At 59.3% G+C, this 15,185-nt stretch carries 12 protein-coding genes and 1 tRNA gene; 10 read left to right on the top strand and 3 right to left on the bottom strand.

The window, feature by feature from the left end; translation table 11 throughout:
* Window positions 1–20: 20 nt before the first annotated feature.
* The 3 genes from EPN93_12960 to EPN93_12950 all read left to right on the top strand — a co-directional run bounded on the left by EPN93_12960 (window position 21) and on the right by EPN93_12950 (window position 1,962).
* Window positions 21–1,235, top strand: a complete 1,215-nt coding sequence (locus tag EPN93_12960; protein TAL33937.1) for a cyclic nucleotide-binding domain-containing protein — start codon at window positions 21–23, stop codon at window positions 1,233–1,235.
* 3 nt (window positions 1,236–1,238) lie between these two features.
* Window positions 1,239–1,883, top strand: a complete 645-nt coding sequence (locus tag EPN93_12955) for a Crp/Fnr family transcriptional regulator (GenBank protein TAL33936.1) — start codon at window positions 1,239–1,241, stop codon at window positions 1,881–1,883.
* Between the two features lie 5 nt (window positions 1,884–1,888).
* Window positions 1,889–1,962, top strand: a tRNA-Arg gene (locus EPN93_12950).
* 6 nt (window positions 1,963–1,968) lie between these two features.
* Here EPN93_12950 and EPN93_12945 read toward each other — a convergent pair.
* Entirely contained in the window at window positions 1,969–3,000 is a 1,032-nt protein-coding gene (locus EPN93_12945; GenBank protein ID TAL33935.1) for a hypothetical protein, read from the bottom strand.
* Window positions 3,001–3,198: 198 nt separating this feature from the next.
* Here EPN93_12945 and EPN93_12940 point away from each other — a divergent pair, with 198 nt between their 5' ends.
* From EPN93_12940 to EPN93_12920, 5 genes are all read left to right on the top strand, one after another.
* Window positions 3,199–4,377 carry a hypothetical protein gene (locus EPN93_12940; GenBank protein ID TAL33934.1) on the top strand — a complete coding sequence of 393 codons (1,179 nt, stop codon included), beginning with the start codon at window positions 3,199–3,201 and terminating at the stop codon, window positions 4,375–4,377.
* An 86-nt stretch (window positions 4,378–4,463) separates the two neighbouring features.
* Complete coding sequence (locus EPN93_12935) at window positions 4,464–6,065, top strand: chorismate synthase (protein ID TAL33933.1); 1,602 nt, start codon at window positions 4,464–4,466, stop codon at window positions 6,063–6,065.
* Between the two features lie 5 nt (window positions 6,066–6,070).
* A complete protein-coding gene (locus EPN93_12930; GenBank protein ID TAL33969.1) occupies window positions 6,071–7,015 on the top strand; it encodes a bifunctional riboflavin kinase/FAD synthetase in 945 nt (314 codons plus the stop codon).
* Window positions 6,999–7,514: an MGMT family protein gene (locus EPN93_12925; protein TAL33932.1), complete on the top strand. Its 516-nt coding sequence runs from the start codon at window positions 6,999–7,001 to the stop codon at window positions 7,512–7,514. The genes EPN93_12930 and EPN93_12925 overlap by 17 nt, the downstream gene beginning before the upstream one ends.
* A gap of 99 nt (window positions 7,515–7,613) precedes the next feature.
* The gene (locus tag EPN93_12920; GenBank protein ID TAL33931.1) at window positions 7,614–9,440 is read left to right on the top strand and encodes a methyl-accepting chemotaxis protein; all 1,827 of its coding nucleotides are present in this window, start codon (window positions 7,614–7,616) and stop codon (window positions 9,438–9,440) included.
* Window positions 9,441–9,474: 34 nt separating this feature from the next.
* On the opposite strand, the gene EPN93_12915 is transcribed toward EPN93_12920, so the two are convergent.
* A complete protein-coding gene (locus EPN93_12915; GenBank protein TAL33930.1) occupies window positions 9,475–11,220 on the bottom strand; it encodes a DEAD/DEAH box helicase in 1,746 nt (581 codons plus the stop codon).
* A 186-nt stretch (window positions 11,221–11,406) separates the two neighbouring features.
* Here EPN93_12915 and EPN93_12910 point away from each other — a divergent pair, with 186 nt between their 5' ends.
* Window positions 11,407–12,354 (top strand): hypothetical protein, encoded by a 948-nt coding sequence (locus EPN93_12910; GenBank protein ID TAL33929.1) that lies wholly within the window; start codon window positions 11,407–11,409, stop codon window positions 12,352–12,354.
* Between the two features lie 7 nt (window positions 12,355–12,361).
* Here EPN93_12910 and EPN93_12905 read toward each other — a convergent pair whose 3' ends face one another.
* Window positions 12,362–13,657 (bottom strand): ADP-ribosylglycohydrolase family protein, encoded by a 1,296-nt coding sequence (locus EPN93_12905; GenBank protein TAL33928.1) that lies wholly within the window; start codon window positions 13,655–13,657, stop codon window positions 12,362–12,364.
* 229 nt (window positions 13,658–13,886) lie between these two features.
* On the opposite strand from EPN93_12905, the gene EPN93_12900 reads away from it, so the two are divergent.
* Window positions 13,887–14,966 (top strand): hypothetical protein, encoded by a 1,080-nt coding sequence (locus EPN93_12900; protein ID TAL33927.1) that lies wholly within the window; start codon window positions 13,887–13,889, stop codon window positions 14,964–14,966.
* Window positions 14,967–15,185: the final 219 nt, after the last annotated feature.

The raw sequence follows: 15,185 nt of genomic DNA, 5'->3' as shown, positions 1-15,185 counted from the left end.
CAGGAATCGGGGAAGAAGCGATGTCAAACGGCCCAATGAGTCAGTCTACCAGCATTGTCACGCGCCGATACAAACACGGCTCGGTGGTGTATTTCGAAAACGACAAGAGCGAATACATATACGTGCTCAAGGGCGGGCGCGTGCTCCTCACCTCGCGCAAGGTCGACACCGGCGAAGAGGTGAAGGAGGAGATCAAGCCGGGCGAGTTCTTCGGGGTAAAATCCTCGCTGGGCAAATATCCGCGGGAAGAGACCGCACAGACCATCGGCGAGACGGTGCTCTTGGTGCTGCCCCTGGCCGATTTCGAGCGCCTGGTGATCCAGAACGTGAACGTGGTCCGCAAGATGCTCCGCATCTTCTCGAACCAGCTCAGGCGGATCGGCAAGATGCAGCGCGAGGTGCTCGACCAGAAAGACAACGTGAATCCCGCCGAGGAGCTTTTCCGGATCGGCGAATACTATTTCGAGGTGGGGAGGGTCCAGCAGGCGCTCTATGCCTACAAGCGCTACATGGAGTATTATCCGGACGGAAATTATTCCGGAAAAGCAATGGAGCGCATCCGCGCCATCGAGTCGGGAAGTCCCGGCGGTGCGGGGGCGACAAGGGACACGGGGGGGCCGATACCGACGGCTTCGACCCCGGCGCCCTCGCACGATGATTCCATGGACATGACCGATTTCAGCATCGACGACGACAAGCCGGCGTCGCGCGCGGCCGAGCCCCACGGGCCCATGGCCGATATGGACATGGATTCTTCGTCCGGGCTCTCGGGCGAGATCGACGATTTCTTCGGCACCTCGCCGGCGGCCGCCTCCCCGGCGGAGCAACCGAAAAAGGATGTCCCGGAGATGTTCTACGAAGCCATGAGCCTGTTTTCCCAGGAAAGCTATGCGGAATCGCTCAAGCTCTACCAGGAAATTCTCGCGACGAAGAACCTCAAGAACGAGGCCGAGCGCAAGGTTTTTGAAAAGGCTAATTTTGAGATCGGGCGGAGCTACCTGAAGCTTGCCAAGTTCAACGAGGCCCTCGTGGCCTTCTCGGACATGATAAAGAAATTCCCGAATTCGGAGAACGTGAAAAACGCGCTCTTCCATATCGGGCTCACGTACGAGACGATGAAGAAACCGGACAAATCCGTCTCGTACTATACCAAGGTCGTCGCCATGGATCCCAAGGACGGCGTGAACAAGCTCGCCGCCAAGAGGCTCGCCACAATTCAGGCGCAGGGGAAGTAATCAATGTTTCTTGACAGCAAGCTCTTCGAAAAATTCGGAGTGGATTATTCCCCGGGGGAGATCATCTTCTGCGAGTACGAGCCGGGCAACGAGTTTTATTTCATACAGAACGGCAGGGTCAAGATCGTAAAGATAATCAACAACACGGAGAAGACCCTGGACGTGCTCGAGGTGGGCGATGTATTCGGGGAGATGGCCATCCTCGAGGAACAGCCCCGATCGGCCTCGGCGATCGCGATGGATCACGTGAAGCTCCTCAAGTTCCGCCGGGAAAATTTCGACGCGCTCCTCCAGGGGAACCCCCAGCTTGCCTACAAGCTGCTCATCATATTTTCAAAGCGAATCTACGACGCGAAGCGCCGGCTTATGATTCTCCTCCTCGAGGAGCCTCAGCTCAAGGTCATGGACGTCATGTGCATGCTTTCCGAGCAGGACCCGCACCTGGATATCCAGGAGGCGGTTACCCTGAAGGCGAATATGCAGGAAGTCGCGAACTGGGCCGGAATGCAGGTCGTGGATGTGCAAAAAATATTGACACATATGAACCAGCTCGGCAAGATTGAACTCTTCACGGACAAGATCATAGTGAAGAACCTGCGTGACTTCCAGCGGATCGTCAATTCGCGCAGAAAAAACATGATGACGTAATTTCCGCTCCCGTAGCTCAGGCGGATAGAGCAGTAGTTTCCTAAACTATGTGTCAGAGGTTCGAGTCCTCTCGGGAGCGCAGATATTATTTACCGCCCTTGAATTCCCCGTTTTCCCATTTCCCCTGCTGAACCTTGCCGTTGGGATGGCGCATGGAGCCAGCGCCGTGCATTTCGCCGTTTTCCCATGACCCGGTGTAGATGCGCCCGTCCGGGAATTTCATTATCCCGAAACCGTGAAGCTGGTTGTTCCTGAACTCGCCCTCGTACACGCGCTTGTCGGGCCAGGAGATTTTTCCCTTGCCGTTGGGGATTCCTTCCAGGAACTCACCCGTGTAGGTTGTACTGTCGCGGTAGGTGATGGTGCCCTTGCCGTTCAGCTTGTCCTTGTCCCATTTCCCGGTATACTTCGTCCCGTCTTTCCACGACCCCGCGCCTTCGCCCACGCGTTTGTCGTTTTCCCACATGCCCTCATAGCGGTCGCCCTCCGGGCCGGTCAGGATGCCTTTCCCTTCGCGTCGGCTCGCCTTGAAGGCCCCGATGTACTTGGAACCGTTGAGCCAGGCATAGGTGCCCTGTCCGTCCATCTTGCTGTCCAGCCAGTCCCCCTGGTATGTCGATCCGTCCGCGAAGGTGAATTTCCCCTTCCCGTTCATCCGGTTGTCCTTCCACTCGCCCTCATAGTGTTCGCCGTTGGGCCACACCATGGAGCCCCGGCCGTTCATCGCGTCGTTTTTCCATTCGCCCTTGTATTCCCGGCCGTCCGACAGGGTGTAGCTTCCCTCGCCTTCGCGCCTGTCGTTCTTCCACGAGCCCGTGTAGACGCTGCCGTTTTTATACTTGAAGATGCCGTTTCCGAAAATGTGGTTGTTTTTCCAGTCCCCCGTGAAGGTGGAGCCGTCGGGCCATCGCTGGGTTCCCGTTCCGTGACGGGCGCTGTTAAGAAACCCCCCCTCGTAGGAGGTGCCGTCACTCCACGTGAACGTGCCCCTGCCGTTGGTGCAGTCTCCCGCGACGCAATCGGCCTGGAGGGTAGCGTGCGGTGACACGAGCAGATACAGGCATAAGGCAAAGAATGCGACGGGGTAAAAACTCAGGTTGCCGTTCCGGTTGGCCATAATTCTCCTCGGGAAGAGAAAGCGCGCGTGTGCGGAAACGATTATCAGGCCTCATTTTTATTATTACAACAAATATTTTGGCATACCTCGTGAAGACGGGGCGAAACCATGCAGGTCCGCCCCTTGGTGGGCGCAGGATTCCGGGACTTGCATTCGACGGGCGTTTCGAATATAATGAGTATGCCGTTACCACGGATCATGATGAAGAGATATCTTTTACTGCTGCCCGTCCTGATCATTGCCTGCGGCATGCCCGGGCTGGGGCAGGGCTGTTCACAGGGCGGCGGGGTCGCCCAGAAGAGGGTTCCCTGCAGGGCGGACCTGCACGAAACCGCGCTCTTTCTCGCGGGCATGCCCGCGGAATCCGGGGACGAGGCATGGATAAGACTCAGGGAAGACCCCGTATACGCAGGGCATGTCGCCTACATGGACCGGTTCTGGGAAAACGTAACCCGGCTGACCGTCGTCCCCGTGCGGGCATGGCGGCCCGGCAACCTGCCCGCTGCATATGACCGGGAGATGGTGTTCTACCCGCTCAGCGGCGCCGACTTCATAAACATGTACTGCCTGTTCCCGGATGCGCCCTTCTACCTGATGGTGGCGCTCGAGCCCCCCGGCGACGCGCCCGCGCTCGCGGCCATGGGCCGGCAGGGAATCGCGTCCCTGCTGTACTCCATGCAGACCGCGATCCCCGAGTTCGGGATGATGAACTATTTCATGAGCCATATCATGCAGAACGCGATGACCGGGACGCAGCTGGCGGGTGTCGCCCCGGTGATCATGGCATTCATGGCGCGCCTGGGGCTCCGGGTGTGCGGGGTCGAGCGCATAGGCTTCGACGATGAAGGAAGGCCCGTCGCGACGGGGACGGTCGAATCGGCGCCCGCGCAAAAAAATAACGCGCCCGCGGCTTCGGGCGTGCGGATTTCATTCAACGTCCCCGGCGAGACGGAACATCGCACGCTGGTGTACCTGTGTGCGAAGCTGGACGACGGGTTCGCGCGGGGCGGATCCCCGGAGGGCAGGTACGTGGGCTCGTTCAGGTCCTACGTGACGATGCTTAAGTCGGCGATCTTTTTCATGCACTACGACTGGATCGGGGCGGTCCGCGCGATGGTGCTCGACCGCAGCCTCATGATCGTGCAGGACGACTCCGGAATTCCGTACCGCTTCTTCGACAGGACCGTGTGGGATGTGCGCCTGCTCGGGATATACGATCCCTCGTATACCCTCACCAACGCGACGGTGCTGCCACAGCCCGACATGCGCGCCGCCTATCCCCGCGACAACGCGCCCCTTCCGTTTCACTACGGGTACGGTGTCATCATCAATAAATCGAACATGCAGATCGCGGTGAAAAAGAAGACGACGCGCTGATCCGCTCCGGGAATGCCGCATCCGGCAGATTTTTTTATTGCTTTTTCGGGGGCCGATAGCCACATTTTATCAGGTTCGTCCCCTCCATGAGAATAGTAATCACAGGACCCAAGTGCAGCGGCAAGAGCACGATCGGCGCGAAGCTCGCGGAACTGACCGGCCTGCGCTTCGTGGAGACCGATACGCTCCTCGAGGAGATATGCGCGCGTGAGTCCGGCGAGCCCGGCACCTGCCGCGAGATATGCGCGCGGGAAGGGGAGCCCGCGTTTCGCGAATGGGAGCGCAGGACCGTCCGGGAGCTCGCGGGACGGGACTGGTGCGTGATCGCGACCGGGGGCGGCACCATGGCCGACCCCGACTCGAGGAGGCTGCTCCTCGAGGACTCCATCCTGATTCTCCTCAAGGCGCCGATACACCTTCTATGGGAAAGGATGCAGAAGACCGGTCTCCCGCCCTTCCTTTCGTGCGCCGACGGCCTCCAGGAATTCGAGGCGCGCGTTTCGCGGCTCTATGAATCGGTGGAGCACCTTTCTGATATGACCTTTACCGTCACGGCGGAGAACGAACGCGACGCGCACCGCGAGATCGCCGAAATACTCTCCTCCCTCATGAGCGCCCGCATGCATTCGCCCAGCACCTTCGGGGAGATTATCAGAACGACTACCTTCGGGGAGAGCCACGGGCCGGCGGTGGGAGCCGTCATGGACGGCCTGCCACCCGGCATCCCGGTTTCACCGGCCGACATCCAGGCGGAGCTCGATCGCAGGCGCCCGGGACAGAGCGCGGTGACCACGCCCCGCAGCGAGGATGACGCGGTGCACATTCTCTCGGGCGTGTTCGAGGGGAAGACGACCGGCACTCCGCTGTGCCTGGTCGTGTACAACAGGGACCAGGATTCGACCAAGTACGAGGCGCTGCGCGAGGTATTCCGCCCCGGGCACGCCGATTTCACCTTCTGGAAAAAGTACGGCATGCGCGACCATCGCGGCGGCGGACGCTCGTCCGGCCGCGAGACCGCGGGAAGGGTCGCCGCGGGGGCGGTGGCGCTCTCGATCGTAAGGAAGCACGGCATTGCAATTTTCGCCTTCGCCCAGGAGATCGCCGGGATCGAGGGAACGCGTGAAGATCTCTCGTTCATCGAAAAAAACCCCGTGCGCGCGGCCGACCCGGAGAGGGCCGGCGCGATGGAAGAGGCGGTCATGACGGCGCGCCGCGAACACGATTCGGTGGGCGGCATCGTGAAGCTGATCGTGAAAAACGTGCCGGCGGGGCTGGGCGATCCCGTGTTTTTCAAGCTGGACGCGCGGCTGGGGGCGGCTTTTTTTTCCATAGGCGCCGTCAAGGGCGTGGAGTTCGGATCCGGATTCGCGGCGGCGCGACAGCGCGGCAGCGCCAACAACGATCCCATGGACGGTACGGGTTTCCTCTCCAACAACGCGGGCGGGATCCTGGGGGGCATTTCTAGCGGGGCCGATATCACAGCCCGGATCGCAATCAAGCCGACACCGTCGATCGCGCGTCCCCAGTCCACCGTAGACGTGCGGGGTGCGGAGCGCGCGATACTTATCGAGGGGAGACACGACCCCTGTATCGTGCCCAGGGTGATCCCGGTGATCGAATCGATGACCGCCCTCGTGCTCGCCGATGCGCTTGCCATCCAGGAAAAAATCGCGGGGGGACGCCCGTGACCGTCTTGCGCGGCATACCGGAAGAAAAGGGGCTATTTAAAAATCCCGTCGTCACGCTGGGGAGCTTTGACGGCGTGCACCTGGGACACATGCGGATATTTTCCATGGTGCTTAACATCGCGCGCCAGAAGGGCGGGGAGCCCATCGTCATCACCTTCACGGATCATCCCAGGAAAATAATCACGCCCAAAACGCCCCCGCGCATTCTTACGACGGCGGAGGAAAAGGTGCGCGCCATTCAATCCTGCGGCATACCCCACATCATCCTGCTCGACTTCACCGCCGCGATGGCGCAGATGAGCGCAACCGAATTTTTCAACGAGATAGTCCTGAAAAAACTGGGCGTGATCGACATGGTGGTGGGGTATGACCACGCCTTTGGAAGGAACCGCGAGGGGAATATCGATTTCCTGCGCGAGGTTTCCAAGCATCGCGGCTTCGGCGTGACCCGCGTGGAGCCGAAAAGCTTCTATTCGCGGCCGGTCTCTTCCACGTGGATCCGCACGGAGATCGAGGACGGCAACGTGAGACTCGCCTCCTCGCTGCTGGGCCGCTGTTACACGGTTTCGGGCATGGTGGTGAAGGGCGCCGAACGCGGAAGGACCCTGGGATTCCCCACCGCGAACATGCTCCCCGGAGACCCGGACAAGGTAATACCCAAGGATGGGGTCTATGCCGTCAGGGTGCTCGCGGGCGGCACAATGCACGGGGGCATGCTGAATATCGGGACGAACCCGACGTTCGCGGGCTCGGGCCGCACGGTGGAGGCCCACCTGTTCGATTTCTCGGGGGATCTCTACGGGCAGGGAATGGAAATCGAGTTTATCGAGCGGCTCAGGGACGAGAAGCGTTTTCCCTCCGTCCAGGAGCTCGTCGCGCAGCTCGAGCGCGACGCGGCCGCCGCACGGGAAATTCTCCGCGAGGAGGAATGCAATGGCAATCTCAATTAACACCTCCCCGCTCCGGGGGCCGGTATGCTACCATCCATTCAGGCTGCAGCCCGGAATCCTGTACCTGCTCGGCGACGACAGGAGGCTTTTGTGCGCAACGTTCGCCACGGAGCGCGAGGAGAGGGAGATATTGCTGCGCTACAGGGAGCGGGTAAGCGGGGGGATCGCGCCGGCACTGGCCTTCCTTGAATCTTATTTTTCAAAGAAAAGCTCGAAGGCGCCGGAACTCGACCTGTCCGCCTATACGGAGGGGGAGGTCCGGATATACCATGAGCTTCAGAAAGTACCCTTCGGGAGGACCGTCACCTACGGCGGGCTCGCCGAGCGCGCGGGTGTGAAAAACGGCGCCCGGTTCGCGGGCAATACGATGGCGAAAAACAGTTTTCCCATATTCATCCCCTGCCACCGTGTGATCAAATCGGGGGGGATTATCGGCAACTACACGGGGGGCGTCCATATCAAGGAATTCCTCCTGCGGCATGAAGGCGCCCTGAAATAAGCGCACCCCGCGTTCCACACGACCAATCTACGCCGCCCGGCATGCCCCTAATGCAGCCCTGCGGATCAGTAAAACAATCCGGGGTAGAGGAGAACAGAAATGATGTCACGACTGGCTCGATACGTGAACGTGCGCTCGATTAAGGGACGGGTCATTATCGGCGTCCTCGCGATCTTTTTCATAAGCATGACCGTCACGAACATCTGGTGGCGGGGAAGGCTCATCGCCCTGGGCGAAACCGAGATCGTGGACAAGGCGCGCTCGATATGCATCATGGGCGAATCGGTCCGCGAATACCAGGCCGACAACTGGGGGCGCGGCGTGTTCGACCGGGAACGCCTCATGAAGGACGTCAAAGGGAAATTCGTCTACGCGGTGCCCGTCTTCTCCTCGATTATGACCATGAGAAAAAAAGCGGCGGAGCTGGGTTTCATTTTTCGCGTGCCTAAATTCTATCCGCGCAATCCCGAAAACACCCCGACCGCGCAGGAGGCGGACGTGCTGAAGACGATGACCGATGAAAATAAAACGGAACACCTCCAGATAGATTTCTTCGGTGAGAAGACCATAAAATATTACAGGGCCGTCCGCCTCACCAGGGATTGCCTCGTGTGCCACGGCGACCCGAAGACCTCGAAGGAGTTGTGGGGCAGGGACGACGGGAAGGACCCCACCGGGGGGACAATGGAGGGATGGAAGGAGGGCGAGATCCACGGGGCGTTCGAAATAGCGTACTCGGTCGATAAATTTATTTCCGAACAGTTCTTCGCGATAGTGTTGAGTATCATATTGAACATCGTGATCTTCGTGGTTGCCCTGGTTCTTATCAGGTTAATCGTGAAACGATCGCTCTCCCCTCTTGACGGCATGGCTGTCGCGTTTACGGGCATCAATGAGGGCGCGGGTGATCTCACGGTGAAGCTCGATATTCAGCGGGAGGACGAGGTGGGCCGGCTCGCCGGGCTGTTTAACGGCTTTGTCGACAAGCTCAGGGAAATCATTTCATTGGTTCATTCGTCGGCGGACCAGGTGCGTGTCTCGTCGCAGGAAATGACCAGATCGAGCTCCGACCTGGCGCACGTTGCCCAGGACCAGGCGGCGAGCATCGAGGAAACCTCGAGCGCGCTCGAGGAGATAAAGGCGACTATCGATGCCGTATCCGACAACGCGAAACAGCAGGCGAAAAAGGCGGACCTGACCAAGACATCCATGGAGTACCTCGCCGGCGCGATCGTCGAGATCAACAGGAACGCCCAGGACGCGAACCGGATGGCGGACGAGACGCACGGCTACGCGATGGAAGGGGAGAAGATACTGGTAAACACCGTGGACAGCATGAAGGATATCAACGAAAGCTCCCGAAAGATCACGGAGATCGTGACGATCATTTCGGAAATATCCGACAAGATCAACCTGCTTTCGCTCAACGCCTCGATCGAGGCGGCGCGTGCGGGCGAGCACGGGCGCGGGTTCGCGGTCGTCGCCGAGGAGATATCCAAGCTTGCCGACCAGACCGCCGCCAGCTCGAAGGAGATCAACACCCTCATCGCCGAAACGAGCGGGAAGGTGGACGCGGGGTCCTCGCTCGTGGAGCGGACCGCGGCGTCGCTGCGGGAGATTATCGGTAACGTGAAGAAGACCGCGGGACTCATGGAAAGCATCGCGAAATCCTCCGTGGATCTCACCTCGATGAGCGTGGGCGTAAAAGACGACGTGCTGTCGGTGAGCCGCATGTCCGAGGAGATTTCGGTGATGATGGAGGAGCAGAGCCTTTCCAGCAACGAGATCATCAAGGCGATCGACCAGATCAACAGGATTACGCAACACGTCGCGAGCGGATCGGAAGAACTCGCGGCGACCTCCGAGGAGCTGACGTCCCAGTCCGAAATCCTGAACGATATCGTCCGCCAGTTCAAGCTCGAATGACGGAAAGCCGGCCGCTTCGCGGCCGGCCCTGCACCTATTTTTTAAACAGGGACTTGATCTTGGAAAGGACCCCGCCCTTCTTTCCGGCCTTGCCGGAGGAGGGCTCAGCCCCCTTCTTGTAGCTGAAATTGTCACCGTACTTCTGCCGGTAATATTCCAGCCTTTCATCCGCCGAGGTGCTCTTCGCCGGTTTTTCTTCAGTGCGCGGCTTGCGGTCGCGCCTGTCATCTGGCCGCTTTTTCCTGTCATGCCGCTCGGAACGATCGGGCCTTTCCTGCTGCGTTGCCGCGACGGCCTGCTGCCCCTGCGCCCCTTCGCCGCCCTTGCCCCTTTTCTTCCTGCGGCGTTTGCGCTTGGAAGACCTGTCGCCGGATTCGGCGCTCACGGCGACCGGTACGGCCGGCTGTTCGGCGCCCTCGATTTTTTCCCTGTCCCGGTTCTCGAAAGAGACGCGATCCTGGGGCACGTATTCGTGGGACGACCGGCTCTGGGAGGAGCGCCTTTGCGACGGTCGCTCGAGACTGGAGCGGCTTTGTGACGAGCGTCCCTGCGAGGAGCGGCCCTGGCCGGAACGACCCTGTGATGAACGACCGCGGGGACGCTGGTCCGCGGAACGGTGGTCGTGCCGCAATTCGCGGCTGGCGTCTTCGGCCAGGAGGTGGTCGAACTCCCACACGGTGGGTATCTTCGAGCCGATGAAGGTTTCGATCGCCTCGAGGTTGTACACATAACGTTCGCAGGCAAGGGAAACGGCCCTGCCGCTTTTTCCCGCGCGGGCCGTGCGGCCGATGCGGTGCACGTAATTCTGGCAGTCGTCGGGGAGATCGTAGTTGATGACCATGTCGAGCTCCTCGATATGGAGTCCCCTCGCCGCGACGTCGGTGGCGACCAGGAGCTCCTGCTTCCCGGCTTTCATCTCGTCGATGATCTTCAGGCGCTTCTTTTGCGGAAGGTCGCCCGAGATGTAATCGTTCTCGATCCCGTTCGCGGTGAGCCTGCGTGAGATTATCTCCGCCATCTTCTTGGTGTTGGTGAATATGAGCCCGCTCTTGGGGGCCTCCTTCTTTAAGATGCCGAGCAGGAGGCGGAACTTTTCCTCGGTGGATACGTGGTAGAGCTCCTGGGTGATCGTGTCGACCGTGAGCTGTTCCGGACGGATCTCGATCTCGAAGGGATCGTTCATGTATTCCCAGGCGAGCTGCTTCACCCTGGAGGAGAGCGTCGCGCTGTAGAGCATCGTGAGGCGCTCGGTCGGGGGCACCATTTTCTTGATGATGTAGCGGATGTCGGGTATGAAGCCCATGTCGAACATCCGGTCCGCCTCGTCGATCACGAGGATGGAAAACTGCTTAAGGTCCAGCATTCCCGATTTTGTGAAATCGATAAGCCTGCCGGGCGTACCCACGTAGAGGTTCAGGTCGCCCGCGTTGAGGAGCCTTTCCTGTTTATCGTACCCCATGCCGCCGAAAAAGCTGCCGCACTTGAAGCTGGTATGCCTGCCGAGCACCTTCGCCTCTTCCTCGACCTGGATGGCGAGCTCCCGGGTGGGGACCACCACGAGGGCCTTGTTGCGGGGATAACGCCCGGTGAGGAACATCTGGAAGATGGTGATCAGGAACGCGGCGGTTTTGCCCGTACCCGTTTGGGATTGCACATAGACGTCGGTTCCCGGCAAGGTCTTTACGAATGTCATCTCCTGGACGGGGGTGCAGTCGGTAAAGCCAACATCGTCTATGCCTCTCTGGAGGCTCTCGTGCAGATTCAATTCTGTGAATTTCATTGATTTGTGTCTCTATGTCTTTTGATTTTATCTAAACAATTGTTTCTGAAAAAGGTCACGGGTGGGGAATTGTCAATATATTTTTTTCCTTAAAAGGAAGAGTTTAACGGGCCCGGGGCGTCGCACGGGAGCGGATTTTTTGATAGCCAGGAATCGCGAGGCCCGGCTAGACTGAAGCAATTCGGTATGGGGGAACGGGCACGCGCCTTGATAAGCCACGATTCATGCTATTTCTGCGGGAAGGACGGGTATATTTTCGATAATCTCGCGCTCTCCGGCACGGGGGCGTCCGCGCCGGTGATTATCGGGTACCGGCATGAGGGCTGGCCGGGCATTCCCCACGGGGCGGTGGGCATGATAGCGCTCCTGGAACTCGCGGATCACCTGGACGGATGGATGTCACGCTGCCCCTGGAAGGCCGATTTCAGGTTTGGGGGCGATCCTATCGGCATCGGCAGCCGGGTGACCATATCCGCGGAAATCGCCGACGGCGCCTGCCGGGGGAGCGTTCATCCGGATTTCTGCATGCGCGCCTATCTTGAGGGGAAAATTCACCGTTCACCGCCGGGGGAATTCGAAGAGGCGGCGGCGAGAATCGATGCGCTGATGGGCCGGCCGGTGCGGTCGCGGAATTCCTTCAGCATACCCTTTTTTTCCGAGAGGATTATTTTCTGTGAAGGGCACCAGCCGGAGAACTGCACCCGCGTGTTTGAAATCCGCGAGACCGATACCGGCGGCTACCTGACCTCCCTTTTCAGCGCGACCGGGGGGCCCATGCGCTGCGACACGATGAACCGGCACGGAGACGCGGTGCATCCGGGGGTCCTGGCCGCAATGCTCGACGAAACGCTGGGGTGGGCCGGATTCATGCACGTCTGGCAGGGCGGGGTAACGGTGGATTTTTCCGTCATCTTCGCCGGCGAGGTAAGGCCGGATGAGCACATCTATTCGGTGGGGGCATGCACCGGAGTGCGCGGACCCCACAGGAAAAAGCTTGTCGAGTGCGAGGGCGCGATAATCGCCCTCCGCGGGGGCAGGGAGGTTCTCATAGGGTACGCGCGCGGGCGCTGGCTTACCACGGCAGAATTCAAGGAGCGCATGCTTCGTTATATAGACGCGGGCGCGGAGAAATAACCACCCCTCATTCCTGGTGCTTGTCGTAATTCTTCTTGTCTTTCTTCCACTTCGCGCGGTCGGCCTTTGTCCAGCTCTCGACGGTAATCCGGGCGATCCTTTCCTCGGCCTGTGTGCGAGTCAGCTGTTTCTTCGTTTTCGGGGAGAAATGCCTTGTCCTGCCGCCAAGCTCCTGGAGTTCCTTGCGCGTAAGCCCCGCCTCGGCCGCGATGAATTCGGAAAGTTCGGTTTCGCCGACACGCCCGCGCGCGAGAGACTCGCAGAGCGCGGTGATCCGGGACTTGTTGATGATTCCCTCGAAAATTCCTTCCGGTATCCACCCGGTCCCATGTGCGGCCGCGAGGTACGCCGCGGCCAGGGCGGCCAGCGACGCGCACGAGCCGCCCTCCATGACCGCGTGAAGAAGGCCGGTAACGGGGGCGTCCGAAAAAAACCGTGCATAGGCGAGGGCGAAGGGGAGGACGCACAGCGGGTGATTCACCGTGGCGCGGGTTACCGGTGTCTTGAGGATCGTGTTTACGATACGGATTATCGCAGTCTCCGCCGCGGCGATATCGCGCGCGGCGGAAGCAGCGCGAAGCGCCGCCTCGAAGAGGCGGGCCGCGTCCAGGAGCGAATCCGGATTGAATCCGAGCGAGAAAAGCCCGGGAGAATTTTCATCAAGGTCGGCAATAACCATCCCGGTTTCGAGGACCGCCGCCTTGAGCAGTCCGCCCCCCGCTTCCCCGCGGTCCCGGACAGCCCGGCGGAGAATCGACGCGCCTATGATCGCGCCGGATGCGGTGAATCGCTCGCGGGACCAGAGTGCGGCCGCGCGTGCGAGGGTGGGAACGGGTTCGTCCTCCCCGGCAAAGAGACCCAGGGGGACGATCCCCGCAACGGGACGCGCGCAGGGAAGGGAGTCGAGCATGCGGTGCCCCGTATCCGCGGACATGAGGCGTTCGAGCATTCCCCGTTCGGCCGCGCCCGCGTGCCTGAAGGGACCGAACATGCCTCCCTCCACCGCGGGTGCCGCGCGCACGAGTCCGGAAAAAGCGGAAACGGGATCCCTCCTGCGGGCCGTAAGGGCCCCCGCGTACAGGAGCATGAGCTGGGAAATGGAGGAGTAGAGCCCGGGCTTGCGCCAGCGGTCGAGATGTCCCTTCAGGGCCGGTTCCGGGTCGGTGTAACCATCGAGGTCCCTGAATACCGCGTGCAGGTGGGCCTTGCCCAGGCCTTCGAACGGCGTGCCGAGCGCGTCCCCGATAATCGCGGCAAGAAGCGTTCCACGTACAATTTCCGGGTCGTTCAATTGCGTGTTCATATGGGTATGACAACAACATGTGTATCGGCGTCATGCAAGCTATTTTAGGGTGAAATGGCATTTAGAACCCGCCGGGCAGGTGGGCCCGGGGACAATACGCATTGGATGACAGGTTAAAAATTGGAGGGGAGCCGGCTATTAATTTGCATTTTTACCATGGGTCAGTGTACTATTGGTACGTTCAAGAGTGAATGAAAAGGATTCAACTCACCAGGGAAGGGGGAATGTCATGAAAAAGTTACTCGCGGTTGCCATATGCCTGCTGGTCGGCGTCTGGGCAAGTTGCGGCAAGGTCGAAGACGAATATGCGATGATCAGCTTCATGATCGGCGATGTTAAGAAAAACGACAAGCCGGTCGAGATGGGCGAGCTCATCAAGGAGAACGATCGCATCGTAACGGCCGGGCAATCGAGCTGCGACGTGAAGATAGGCAATTCGATCATAAGGGTCAAGGAGAACTCAAACCTCGTTTTTGCGCAGATACTGCGCGAGGGAGAAATGGAAACCACAACCCTGGGGCTGGATGTGGGCAAGATGCTCTGCAAGCCCAAGAAGCTCATGAAGGATGAGAGCTTCATGGTGAAAACCCCCACCGCGGTCGCGGGCGTGCGCGGGACGAAGTTTTCGGTCGAGGCCGACGAAAAGAAGAATTCGCTGTTCAAGGTTTTCGACGGCAAGATCCAGGTGATCAAGCGCGTTCCGCAGCTCGAGTCGCAGACCGCCAAGCTGCTTGAAAGCGCACCCGCCATCGAGGAGAAGGAAAAGGTCGTCGTCACCCAGAAGGAAGTGAATGACGCCGAGAAAAAGGTGGAGCAGATACTCAAGAGGGAAGACGCCAAGAACATCGAGATCGCGGTAGTCAAGATCGCCCAGGAGATGAAGAACGACGTCGTTTTAACGAAAAAGGACGTGACCGTGTTCAAGGCAGAGGACTTCCGCGAGAATGCCGAGGTTGCCGCGATGGCCGTAAAGCCCAAGGAAATCATCAAGCAGATCGCGCAGGTAGTCAAACTCGAGAAGGAAAAACCAAAACCCGACGGTCGGCTGCTCGTGACGAGATACGAGATATACTTCATAAAGAACGGCAAGGTTATATGGGAAGGCAAGGTGGTAAACCAGCCGCTCAAACAGGATAATAAGCTTTACATCGCCTCGGGGGATTACATTTACTGCGCCTCGGTTGAAGGCCCCGTGCTGTGGAGAAAGAATATCGTAAACGATGGCAAGATCGAAATGAAGGACAACAAGGTGCTCGTATATTCGAACGGTGTCCCGAAATCGCTCGATCCGGAGACAGGGCAGGAATAGACTGGTTTAGAAAAGAGTCCGGATTTCAACACAAGCGTCCTGTTGTCAGGACGCTTGTTTGATTAATTCTTCAAAATTTTTAAAAATCGTCGCCGCCTTGGCCAAAACTTACTATACTATCTCTGGAAGTCAGCCGGGGAAGAACGATAATCGGTGATTTCCATCTTGAAAATTGGCGATATGTCGGGCGATTGTCCCCCAATCGATATTTTTTTAGAA

This window comes from Spirochaetota bacterium (assembly GCA_004297825.1).
In the GTDB taxonomy this organism is placed as follows: Bacteria; Spirochaetota; UBA4802; order UBA4802; family UBA5368; genus FW300-bin19.
The sequence above is the reverse complement of the archived record's forward strand: the minus strand, read 5'-3'. Positions and strand labels throughout refer to the sequence as shown.

Coding starts and splice junctions, on each gene's coding strand:
- EPN93_12960 (TAL33937.1), top strand. CDS start 21: ATGTCAAACGGCCCAATGAGTCAGTCTACCAGCATTGTCACGCGCCGA.
- EPN93_12955 (TAL33936.1), top strand. CDS start 1,239: ATGTTTCTTGACAGCAAGCTCTTCGAAAAATTCGGAGTGGATTATTCC.
- EPN93_12945 (TAL33935.1), bottom strand. CDS start 3,000: ATGGCCAACCGGAACGGCAACCTGAGTTTTTACCCCGTCGCATTCTTT.
- EPN93_12940 (TAL33934.1), top strand. CDS start 3,199: ATGATGAAGAGATATCTTTTACTGCTGCCCGTCCTGATCATTGCCTGC.
- EPN93_12935 (TAL33933.1), top strand. CDS start 4,464: ATGAGAATAGTAATCACAGGACCCAAGTGCAGCGGCAAGAGCACGATC.
- EPN93_12925 (TAL33932.1), top strand. CDS start 6,999: ATGGCAATCTCAATTAACACCTCCCCGCTCCGGGGGCCGGTATGCTAC.
- EPN93_12920 (TAL33931.1), top strand. CDS start 7,614: ATGATGTCACGACTGGCTCGATACGTGAACGTGCGCTCGATTAAGGGA.
- EPN93_12915 (TAL33930.1), bottom strand. CDS start 11,220: ATGAAATTCACAGAATTGAATCTGCACGAGAGCCTCCAGAGAGGCATA.
- EPN93_12910 (TAL33929.1), top strand. CDS start 11,407: ATGGGGGAACGGGCACGCGCCTTGATAAGCCACGATTCATGCTATTTC.
- EPN93_12905 (TAL33928.1), bottom strand. CDS start 13,657: ATGAACACGCAATTGAACGACCCGGAAATTGTACGTGGAACGCTTCTT.
- EPN93_12900 (TAL33927.1), top strand. CDS start 13,887: ATGAAAAAGTTACTCGCGGTTGCCATATGCCTGCTGGTCGGCGTCTGG.